Source organism: Devosia sp. (genome assembly GCF_034675085.1).
Classification (GTDB): domain Bacteria; phylum Pseudomonadota; class Alphaproteobacteria; order Rhizobiales; family Devosiaceae; genus Devosia.
This window is the reverse complement of record NZ_JAUCDN010000117.1, coordinates 1-9,540: the sequence shown is the minus strand read 5'-3', so window position 1 is coordinate 9,540 and position 9,540 is coordinate 1. Positions and strand designations below refer to the sequence as shown.

The window sequence follows — 9,540 nt, the reverse complement described above, 5'->3', positions numbered from 1 at the left end:
CGGCCAGCGCCAGCGCGTCGCCATGGGCCGGGCCATCGTGCGCCAGCCCAAGGCCTTCCTCTTCGACGAGCCGCTGTCCAACCTCGACGCCAAGCTGCGCGGGCAGATGCGCATCGAGATCACGCGGCTGCAGCGCAGCCTGGGCACCACCAGCGTCTATGTGACCCATGACCAGCTCGAGGCCATGACGCTGGCCGACCGGCTGGTGGTGATGAATGGGGGGCGCATCGAGCAGGTGGGCGCGCCGCTGGCGCTCTATGAGCGCCCCGAAACGCTGTTCGTTGCCGGGTTCATCGGGTCCCCACCGATGAACCTGATCGCCATCGACCGGCTGGGCGATCAAGGGGCGCTGAACCTGCCCGCCAATACCGATCTGGTCGGTATACGGCCCGACACCATCCACTTGTCGGCACCCCAGGACCCACATATCACTCTGAACGCAACGGTGGAGCTCTACGAGCCGATCGGCGGGGAGAGCCATCTGCATATGCGGCTGGAGGGAAGCGGCCAGCTCATCATCGCCGCCGTGCCGGCCAAGACCGCCATGACCGAAGGCACGCAAGCCAGCCTATATGTCCGCATTGCGGATCTTCACCCATTCAACAAGAAAACGGGCCGCCGCACCGATTGATCGGTCGCGCCGCAAGGGAACCAGAACCATGTCCAATCACCAGCCTCGCTCCACCGGGGAGGTCCAAGCCCATCGCGGCGCCTCGGCCGTGGCGCCGGAAAATACCATCGCCGCCTTTCGCGCGGCACATGACCAGGGCGCGCGCTGGGTGGAACTGGACGTCGCACTCCTCGCTGATGGCACCCCCGTGGTGATCCATGACGTGACGCTGGATCGGACCACCAATGGCAAGGGCCCGCTGGGTCAATTGGTCGCCGCCGACCTGACCAGGCTCGATGCCGGAAGCTGGTTCGACCCGCAATTTGCCGGCGAAAAACTCTCCACCCTGCCCCAGATGCTGGAGGCGCTGGGAGAGCTCGGCCTGAACGTCAATGTAGAAATCAAGCAGCACGAACATCACAAGTCGCTCGCGCAACTGACCGAGACGGTCCACCACTGTCTGCAAAACCGCCCATCCGGTGTCGACGTGATGATTTCGAGCTTTGATGCCGAATGCCTCAAGGCCATGCACAGGCTCGACCCCTCCTATGAACTGGCCATGCTGTGGAGCGAATTGCCGCCGGACTGGCTCGATCGCGTTGCCGCCATCCCCGCCGGGGCTATCCACCTCCACTATCGGGCACTGAGCTTCAACGTGCTCGACCGGGCACGAGAGAACGGTCTCATTGTCCGTTGCTGGACCTGCAACGATCCCGCGCAGATGGCACCCTTCTGGGAGGCCGGTCTGGGAGGCGTCATCACCGACGATCCAAGGCTCTTTTTATAAGTCTTCCAATGCCGATCCCGCACCTTTCCCGCCGGCAGAACGATATCCTGGCACGCATCAGCGCCAGGGGCACCCAGCAGATCGACCAGCTGGCCCAAGAATATGGCCTGACCACGCAGTCGATCCGGCGCGACATCAACGTGCTCTGCGCACTGGGCCTGGCCCGGCGGCTGCATGGCGGCGTCGACCTGCCGGTCATGCCCCAGAACACGCCGATCAACGCCAGGGCAGGACTGCACGGGGATGCCAAGCGCCGCATAGCCGCCCGTATCGCGCAGGACATTCCCTCCGGCTCCACCGTTTTCCTGGGCATCGGCACCACGGTGCGCTATGCCGCCGAGGCCCTGCGCGGACGTGAACGCCTAACCGTGGTGACCAATAATGTCGAGGCGGCGCTGATCCTGGGGGAGACCAAGGGCATCGAGCTACATCTGACGGGCGGGATCTGGCGGGCCAATGACCGCGACATTGTCGGTCCCGAGACCATCCGCTATTTCGAGAAATTCCATGCCACTCATGCGGTGGTGGGTGCGGGGGGGCTGCATCCGACCAGCGGCGCGCTCGATTTCAGCTACGAGGATGCCCAGGTGACCAGGGCCATCCTGCAAAATTCCCGCCGCCGCTATCTGGCCGCCGATGTCAGCAAATGGACCCGAACGGCTGCCGTCCGCGTCGCCTCGCTCTCGGAATTCACCTGCTTCGTGACCGACGCCATGCCACCGCAACCCGGCACCGCACAAAATATGAAGGAAAGCGGCGTGGATATCGTCGTCTGCGATTAAAGCATTGGCCTGAGCAATAAGGCGGGTTTGCGCCAGCAATTCGAGCTAGCATGCGAGAACGGGCGGGTTATTGCGGCCATCTGGGCAAGGCGCGAGGGTGCCGGATCGCAGGAGGCATCGACAATGAGCGGGCACCCCCGGATCAGCGTCATCATTCCACACCTGAATGAGCCGGACGATTTGCGACGTTGCCTTTTGGCACTGGGCGCGCAGCGGGCTCATGGCATCGCCTTCGAGATCATCGTGGTCGACAACGGCTCAAGGCAGATGCCGAGCTTTGCCGCAACCTTGGTGCCCGGCGTGCGGCTGACGCGTGAGGCCATCCCCGGCCCTGGACCGGCGCGCAATCTCGGCGCTACCCTGGCCGAGGCGCCCCTGCTGGCCTTTATCGACGCCGACTGCGTCGCTGCGCCGGATTGGCTGGCGGCAATCGTGGCCTGCTTCGAGAAAAATCGCGGCATCGACTTTGCCGGTGGAGATATCCGCATCCAGCCCGCCGATCCCGAGCGGCTGACATCCATCGAGGCCTATGAGGCCATCTACAGCTACCGCACCCAGCTCTATGTCGAGCAATACGGCTTTGCCGCGACCGGCAACATGGCGGTGCGCGCCGAAGTGTTTCGCTCTATCGGCCCCTTTGGCGGCATCGGCACGATGGAGGACACCGAATGGGGCCAGCGCGCCACCGCCCTGGGTTGCCAGATCGCCTATCTCCCCGATGCACGTGTCTACACGCCCTCCTGCCGCTCATTCACCGAGCTGGCGCGGCGCTGGGATCGCCACATTGCTCATGAGTTCGGTGAAATCAGAGGCCGCAGGTTCTGGCTGGCCCGATGGCTGGGCAAAAGCGCGCTGATGGCAGCATCGCCCTTGGGCGAGACAATCCGCATCCTGCGCACCGACCGGGTCGACACCTGGCGCGAGCGCGCATTGGCACTGGGCTGCCTTACCCGAATACGGCTCTACCGCGCCACCCGGATGCTGGAACTGGCCCGGCACGCTAACACGACCGGCCTGATCGATCTCTGGAACCGCGAAAACCGCTGAGCCGATGACCTGCATCGATCGAGCTAGGCCGCTCGGACCGCTACTTCGCGTGGGTGGGCAGATGGTTTCCGCTCCATCGCAAGAGCGAAATGCCTACCGGCACGCTCCATGCCAGTCTGACCCGGAGGGGTGCTCCACCGCCGGGGCGCCGAATAAGCGGGAATGGACATGCTACGCGTTTTCACCGAGCAATCCGAGCCGGAGGACGGTCCGGCCATGCCGTTCGATCGGATCGCTTGCCTCGACGCCCGCTATCAAGCGCAAAAAGAACGGCTGACGGCGCTGTGCGACCTCGGCGTGACTGGGCTCGGCCGCATGGTATTGCCCGATCTGCATTTCCCGCACACCATGCGCAGTCGGGCCAATCGGGACGGCTCGGGCGCTCGGCCCGAGGGCGACAACCTGCGCTATGCCATCATCGTGGCTCTGGGGCTGGCATGGACGCCCGAGCCCATGCAGCGCGATATGCTCGGAGGCAAGACGGCGGCGGATCTGGCGTTGCGCTGCGCCGCACGAGCCGCTCGGTCGCGCGAACCGGGTGCGGTGGCTCTGGCCGCTTGGGCTGCGGCGGAAACAGCGGGCGTTTTCAGCACGGAATTGTTTGAAATGCTGCAAGACATGCTGACCCATGACCGCACGGTACAAACCGTTCCCTGCGCCTGGATGCTGACGGCGGCGCTGGCCGCGCGGCACCTCGGTTCGACCGCGGAGGTCCAGGACCTGGCCTCGCAGTTCCTGCTGGAGGCACAAGCGGAAACGGGCCTTTTCCCCCACACCATTCCCGCAAGCGCCCTGGGTCGGGCACGCAGCCATATCGCCTGCTTTGCCGACCAGGTCTATCCGATCCAGGCGCTGGCTCGGCTCGGCCGTGCCGAGGGCGACCGCATGGCGCTTCGGGCCGCCGAGGCCAGCGCTGCCCGGATCGTGGCTCTTCAGGGGCACGCCGGGCAGTGGTGGTGGCATTATGACACGCGCGATGGCAGCGTGGTGGAGGGCTATCCTGTTTACAGTGTGCACCAGCACGCCATGGCGCCAATGGCGCTGCTCGATCTTCATGCCGCCGGCGGCAGCGACTATCGCCCCGCAGTGCTCAAGGGGCTGGATTGGATCGATACGCATCCCGAAAGCAGTGAGCGGCTCGTTTCGCCCGAGGGTGGAGTGATCTGGCGCAAGATCGGCCGCCGCGAACCACCCAAGCTGGTTCGCTCGGTCTTATCCCTGACCACCGCACTGGCCCAAGGCTGGCACTTACCGGGGCTGGACATGGCGTTTCCACCGATCAGCATCGACCGCGAATGCCGGCCATATGAGTTTGGCTGGATGCTCTATGCCTGGCGTTCGCGCGGAGTGGTGGAGGCACTGGGATAGTTGCTCATGGCTCCCGCAGGCTTTCGTCGAGCCCCCGGATGAGGGGATAGAGAAAATAAGAGATTACGCTGTGTTCGCCGGAATGGATTTCGGCCGAAACGGTCATGCCGGGCAGCAGGCGGAACGTGGGGGGAATCTGTTTGAGCTGGCCCCGGCCAAGCGCGATACGGACCCTGTAGAATGCCGCGCCGCCTAGCGGATCGGAGCCGGCCTGCTTGGCGAACGAGTTTTCACTGATCGAAATCACCTTGCCCTCGATCGTGCCATGCTCCTGAAATGGAAAGGCGTCGATCTTGATACGCGCGACATCGCCTGTGGCCAGATGACCGATATCATTGCCGGCAACGGTGACTTCGGCCTCGAGTGGCACATTGAGCGGCACCAACGTGATCAGCGGCTCGGCCGGCTGAACCACCGAGGCGACCGAACGCTGCGCCACCTCCAGCACAGCGGCGTCCACCGGGGCGACGAGCCGGGACATGGCGGTACGCAGATCGACCTTCTTCAGCTCTTCGCCGGCGACGGCCAGCTTGTCCTCGACATCGACAAGCGCCTCGAGGGCCAACCGACGGTAATCCTCGATATAATTCTGTTTTTCCGCCTGAGCCTGGTCGCGCTGCTGAACCGCCTCGGCATATTGGCCCTGCACCTGCGCCAGCGTCACCTTGATATCCAGGCTGACATCGCGGCTTTGCAGCAACGACAGACGCGAACCATTGCCGCCGTCGAGCAGGGAGGCGCGCATGGCGTCGATCTCCTCCAGCCCCGCCAGGCGCTGCTCCAGCATCTCCTGTTGGGCCTTGGCGGCAACCATGGAGGCTTCGCCATGAGCAATCCTCGCGTCGTAATCGGCGAGTTTGGCCTGATAGGCGGCGTAGCGCTGATCCGCGAGCTGACCCTGCATCAGCGCCTCTGCCGAGGCGTCCGACGCCGGCGTATAGGCGATGCCGGCAAGTTCGGCGCGGATACGGGCGCCCTGCGCCTCCAGGCCGGCGAGCCGGGTGCGAAGCTGGCCGGAATCGGCGGCGGTAAATGTGGGATCAAGCGTTGCCAGCAACTGCCCCTTTTGCACCATGTCGCCCGCCTGTACCGCTATCGAGCGGATGATCGAAGTCTCGAAGGGCTGCATGACCAGCATAGGATCGGTGGTGGCCAGTCGCCCCGGAGCGACGACGATTTCGTCGATCCTGGAAACGCTGGCCCAATAGACGCCGCAACCAAGCGCGGCGGCGACCAGATACAATGTCAACCGGGCCGAGACCGGCAGTTTGCGTTCCTCCAACGCGATCGCGTCGGCCTGGAACTCGGTGACCGCAGGGTGCGCGACGGGCGCTACCAGCCTTAGCTTCGGGCCTCGGGTGGGCCCGGCAGCGGGTTTTTCAGGCTTGAGGCGCGCTTTCATCCCACAAGCCTCGTCTGCTGGTTCCACAGATGACGATAGGTGGTGCAGCGGGTCACCAATTGGCTATGCGGCCCGATATCGACCAGGCGACCGCGATCGATCACCAGAATCGCATCGGCATCGGTCAGCATCGACAGGCGATGGGAGACGATCATGACGGTACGCCCCTTGGCGATCCCCTTGATGCTGGCCTTGACGATGGCTTCGCTTTCCGGATCCAGCGCGCTGGTGGCTTCGTCCAAGATCAGGATCTTGGGATCGGTAACCAGCGCCCGCGCGATCGACAGCCGCTGGCGCTGGCCGCCGGAGAGGTTTTCCGCGCCCTCCTCGATCAGGGTGTCATAGCCGCGCGGCAATTGCTCGATGAACTCGGCGGCGCCGGCCAGCCTCGATGCTTCCACCACCTGCTCGAAGCTGGCATCGGGCCGGGCGGCGGCGATATTGTCGCGGACACTGCCGCGGAACAGGAAATTGTCCTGCAACACCACGCCGATGCCGCGGCGCAGATGGTTGAGATCGAGCTCGCGTACATCGTGGCCGCCAATGCGGATCAATCCCTGCTGCACCGGATAGAGCCCCTGGATCAGCCGCGTCACCGTGCTCTTACCCGATCCGCTGCGCCCCACGACGCCCATGATCGTGCCGTCGGGCACCGAAAACGACAGGTCGCTGAGGGCAAAGCCCCCTTCCGGGCGATAGCGGAAGGCCACATCCTCGAATTCGATGGCGCCAGCCAGATCAGGGCGCAGTCCCTCGCTGCGGCCGGCGCGCTCGACCCTCTGGTTCATCACCTCGCCCAACATGCGCACGGACAGCGCCACTTCCTGATATTCGTGAACCATGGTGACGATCTGCACCAAGGGGCCGGAGACGCGGCCAGCCAGCATGTTGAAGGCGATGAGCGCACCCACGGTCATAGCGCCATCGAACACATACAGCGCGCCGACGCCGATAATCGCCACGGCCATCAGTTTCTCCAACAGGCCGGTAATCGCCTGAGCGGTGATCGAAATGGTTTCGACCCTGAAGCGTGTATTGATCGTCTGGGCCGAACGATCGTCCCAGACGCGGCGCTGCAACGGCTCCATGGCCAGCGACTTGAGGGTACGAATGCCATGCACGGTTTCCACCAGCAGGCCCTGCCGCTCGCCTTCGGCGGCATAGAGCGCAGCCAGCCGCTTGCGGAACGGCACCACCAGCAGGGCCACGACCAGGCCGATCAGGGCGCTGAAACCCAGCACGATCCCGGCCAGCGGTACGCTGTAGACCATAAGCACCGGGATGAAGACGAACAGCGACAGGGCATCGAGCAGCGTGAGGAACAGCCTGCCGGTGAGAAATTCCCGAATCCGGCTCGATTGCTGCATATGCTTGACCAGCACCCCCGCCGATGCCCGCTCGAAAAAGGTGATCGGCAGATCGAGCAGGTGGCGAAACGTCCGGGTGGCCACCCGGATATCGATGCGATTGGTAGCGTAGATGAGCAGATACCGGCGCAGGAAGACGAATATGGCCTCGAACAGCAGCGCCAGGCCGACACCCATCGCCAGCACCGTCAGTGTGGCGTAGCTCTGGTGCACCAGCACCTTGTCGATGACCAACTGGAAAAAGATCGGCGTCGCCAGCCCCAGCAGGTACAGAAACAGCGCCGCAACCGCTACATCGCCGAACAATCGCCCCTGTTTGAGGATTTCGGGAACGAACCAGCGAAAGCCGAAGGGCTGTTCGGGATCGCTCATGCGGTAGCTACGCTTGGCCAGCAGCAGTTCGCCGCGCCAGTGCTTGATGAACTGGCCATACGGCACGGCGAGGAAGCCATCGGGGCTCTGCGCCAGGGGGTCGAAAATACGGACCAGATCGCCCCCGCTCTCATCACGGTCAGCACCCAGGAGAACAACCCAATTGCCATTCTCGAGCCGGCAAAGCGCCGGATAAGCGCTGCCGAGTCGCAATATGGCGGCGCGTCTGAGGCGAGCAGTGCGTGCCACCAGACCCGCCTCCCGAGCCATGCGCTGCATCAATGCGAGCCCTATGCCCTCATCGCGGATGGCGTAATCGGCAACCAGTTGGTCGGCCCCCACGTCCAGTCCATGATGTTGCAACACCAGCGCAAGACATGCCGGACCGGTCTGTATCGACTTTTGCATGACAAGGCCTGGCTTCAGCGTCTATTCGAAATTGGGCGACCCACCATTGCGTATGCCTTCACCGCCCGGCTTGGGTCCTCGCACCGGCACCACATTGTCCGGCTCGGCGCGGCGGATGGCCCCGGCCTCGATCAGCCCGTTCATTGCCTTTTGCAGCACGTCGAAACTATTGGCGAAGCCTTCGAGCGACATGACGATCCGCTGGCGGTGTTCGGGCACCAACTGCCCCCTATCGTCGCGCATGGTGACAGAGAGGCTGACCAGATCTATGCGCACGATGGTGCCGTTGACCGTGATCTCGCCGATGGCATCGGCATAAAGCTCGCCTGGCATGGAACTGGTCCCTTGTTGGCTGGCGTCAGGACGCCAGCTGCGTGTTGAAGATCACATCGACTGCGTAGTTTGTTGCGTTGTAGCTGCCGGTCGGGAAGACGCTGGCGCTGCCATAGGCGAAAACGCCATTGCCGCTACCAGAGGCGCTGGAAAGCCCGGTCAGCGGGCCGGAGGTGATGGCGGAATTGAATCCCCCCGCACTTGCCGAATAATAGCCATTGGTGTGATAGGAGACGATGTAGGTGGTGTCGGCTGCAATGGCGATCGGCGTCTGGAAGGTCGCCGTCTGCCAGCCGCTGGCGGTCTCGTTGGTAAAGGTCAGCGTCCCCAGATTGACACCCGTGGTGCTCCACAAGGTGCCGGTGTGTGGGCCGGTATTTTGCGGGCCCTTGTAGAAGCGGATTCCTGAAATCGTACCGGCCTGGGAACTGGTGAACTTCATTCCCAGCTCGACCGCATTGCCATCATTGACGGTGACGGTTGCCGGGGTGAAATCGGCGGCGAACAGGGTTCTGGTGACCACAGGCGCGGTTACCGTCAGCGCGACATTGGCGGATGCCGAACCACCCCGACCGTCCGAGACGGTGTAGGTGAAGCCGGCACCACCCTGATAATCCGCGGCCGGCGTGAAGGTAATGAGCCCAGTCGCCTGATCGAAGGCGACGCTGCCATGGGTGACGGCCTCAACACCGGTGACCGACAGCGTGTCCCCATTGGGATCAGTATCGTTGGCCAGCAGTGCGGTGGTGGCAATTTGCAGGGGCGCATTGCGCTGCGTGGTAAAACCCGCATCGTCATTGGCAATCGGGGCGAGATTGGCGTCGAGTTGATAATAGACATCGACCCAGTAATTGGTCGCGTTATAGGTGCCGGTGGGAAATACCGAGCCGGCGCCATAAGCAAACAAGCCATTGCCATTGTTCACCGCGCTCTGTGGCGCGGTTAACGCATCATTGCTGGCGGCGACGTTGAAGTAGCCGCTGCTGGCCGAATAATAACCGGCGCTGGTGTGGTAGGAAATGACATAGCTGGCGCCGGCCGTCACCGAGATGGGCGAGTTGAAG

Annotated in this window: 9 protein-coding genes; 5 read left to right on the top strand and 4 right to left on the bottom strand. The window is 63.6% G+C overall.

Features of this window, described 5'->3' with window-relative positions:
• The 5 genes from VDP82_RS09185 to VDP82_RS09165 all read left to right on the top strand — a co-directional run.
• The coding region (locus tag VDP82_RS09185) for a TOBE domain-containing protein (RefSeq protein ID WP_323014549.1) at nt 1–631 on the top strand (631 nt) is incomplete at its 5' end.
• Nucleotides 632–659: 28 nt separating this feature from the next.
• On the top strand, nt 660–1,397 hold the full coding sequence (locus VDP82_RS09180; protein ID WP_323014548.1) for a glycerophosphoryl diester phosphodiesterase: 738 nt from the start codon (nt 660–662) through the stop codon (nt 1,395–1,397).
• 8 nt (nt 1,398–1,405) lie between these two features.
• A complete protein-coding gene (locus VDP82_RS09175) occupies nt 1,406–2,179 on the top strand; it encodes a DeoR/GlpR family DNA-binding transcription regulator (protein WP_323014547.1) in 774 nt (257 codons plus the stop codon).
• A gap of 123 nt (nt 2,180–2,302) precedes the next feature.
• Nucleotides 2,303–3,226 carry a glycosyltransferase family 2 protein gene (locus VDP82_RS09170; RefSeq protein WP_323014546.1) on the top strand — a complete coding sequence of 308 codons (924 nt, stop codon included), beginning with the start codon at nt 2,303–2,305 and terminating at the stop codon, nt 3,224–3,226.
• 168 nt (nt 3,227–3,394) lie between these two features.
• Nucleotides 3,395–4,594, top strand: a complete 1,200-nt coding sequence (locus VDP82_RS09165) for a hypothetical protein (RefSeq protein WP_323014545.1) — start codon at nt 3,395–3,397, stop codon at nt 4,592–4,594.
• 4 nt (nt 4,595–4,598) lie between these two features.
• Here VDP82_RS09165 and VDP82_RS09160 read toward each other — a convergent pair whose 3' ends face one another.
• From VDP82_RS09160 to VDP82_RS09145, 4 genes are all read right to left on the bottom strand, one after another.
• Nucleotides 4,599–5,996 (bottom strand): HlyD family type I secretion periplasmic adaptor subunit, encoded by a 1,398-nt coding sequence (locus VDP82_RS09160; protein ID WP_323014544.1) that lies wholly within the window; start codon nt 5,994–5,996, stop codon nt 4,599–4,601.
• On the bottom strand, nt 5,993–8,143 hold the full coding sequence (locus VDP82_RS09155; RefSeq protein ID WP_323014543.1) for a peptidase domain-containing ABC transporter: 2,151 nt from the start codon (nt 8,141–8,143) through the stop codon (nt 5,993–5,995). The genes VDP82_RS09160 and VDP82_RS09155 overlap by 4 nt, the downstream gene beginning before the upstream one ends.
• 21 nt (nt 8,144–8,164) lie before the next feature.
• Nucleotides 8,165–8,476, bottom strand: coding sequence for a hypothetical protein (locus tag VDP82_RS09150; protein ID WP_323014542.1), 312 nt, complete (start codon nt 8,474–8,476; stop codon nt 8,165–8,167).
• 25 nt (nt 8,477–8,501) lie between these two features.
• On the bottom strand, nt 8,502–9,540 hold a 1,039-nt coding region (locus VDP82_RS09145; RefSeq protein ID WP_323014541.1), incomplete at its 5' end, for a DUF4082 domain-containing protein.